This window comes from Oleiphilus sp. HI0125 (genome assembly GCF_001635355.1).
Map to the genome: position 1 here is coordinate 1 of NZ_LWGF01001098.1, position 1,091 is coordinate 1,091.

The window sequence follows — 1,091 nt, forward strand, 5'->3', positions numbered from 1 at the left end:
ATGCAGAGCAGGTGGCGGATCTGAAAATTATCTTACCTGAGCAAGTGGTTGGGGAACTTGAGGTATCTGCGACCATTAAATTAAGCCAGCAGGACGAGACCGATTTGCAGCTCATCGATAGTGATATAGTGATGGTTGAGGAGGAGAATGCTATGGCGTTGATGGAGCCTGTCTGTGATTGTCAGCTTTATCCTGATAGTGATGAACAATTAATCATCAGCGCCAGTGAAGAGGTGCTTGTGGGCTAATTGTTGCTCAGTGAGTGCCCCTGAAACACTCATCGATATACTAATTAAGGGGGGCACTCTTTTGTTGATCGTTTTTTATAAACAACTACTTGGCGCATGATTAGGTCTTTTTATTCGAACATATTGACCGGTCTTTATTTGGCAAAAGCCTCTGGTTTTTAAATTTTTAGAGGAAGGTTTCGGTGTCAAAATTGACGTGTTTTGACTTAATTTGTCGGAACGCATGCTTTGTAAGTCATTGATTTATCAGTACAAATGACTGTGCAAGCCCTCAGTTTCAGCGTTCGAATCCCTAGCTCACCACCATTTTTCATTGAAGTCGAATGCCTCCATCTAAGTTGCTTAACTGATAAAACTCTTCGTTATTTGCGTTAATGCTTAGTTTTTAATTTCTCAGTTATCTGAAAATAAATACTTCATCAGTTTGTCTATCGTTTCATCGAATGATTGCTCCGTCCTCGATGAATATTCCTTGAGCATGACGAGGGCTTCTTTGGTTACTTGTTCTGTTGAGGGTAGTTCTATCCCGCATAGTTTATCGATTTCACTAACTGGCTCATCTAATGTTAATAGCGACTCAAGTGCGTCAAGTTCGTTCATTGTTTGACAGCCGGTTATTACGTCGGAGCTTGTCATTGCGACATTGGCTGCAATGCCGATGATTGGAACCGATGAAGGCACTAATACTGCGGTGTTGGCGGTGATATTTTTCGCTATTCGGCTTTAAGCGCGCGAGCTGATTGCTCTAGCTTTTTTTGCATTGGCTTTGATTGTCGCTTGATGCTTTTTAACCTTCACGTTCTCTGTTTTAAGTTTCTTATTTTCTTGTTTTATCAACTTTGC

2 protein-coding genes are annotated in these 1,091 nt (G+C 41.2%); one reads left to right on the forward strand and one right to left on the reverse strand.

Annotation, left to right across the window (positions count from 1 at the left end; all coding sequences use genetic code 11):
* A partial coding sequence (locus tag A3762_RS27795) for a hypothetical protein (RefSeq protein ID WP_197469397.1) occupies window positions 1–248 on the forward strand: 248 nt, incomplete at its 5' end.
* A 393-nt stretch (window positions 249–641) separates the two neighbouring features.
* Here the strand turns inward: A3762_RS27795 and A3762_RS18940 are convergent.
* A complete protein-coding gene (locus A3762_RS18940; RefSeq protein WP_068756269.1) occupies window positions 642–929 on the reverse strand; it encodes a hypothetical protein in 288 nt (95 codons plus the stop codon).
* Window positions 930–1,091: the final 162 nt, after the last annotated feature.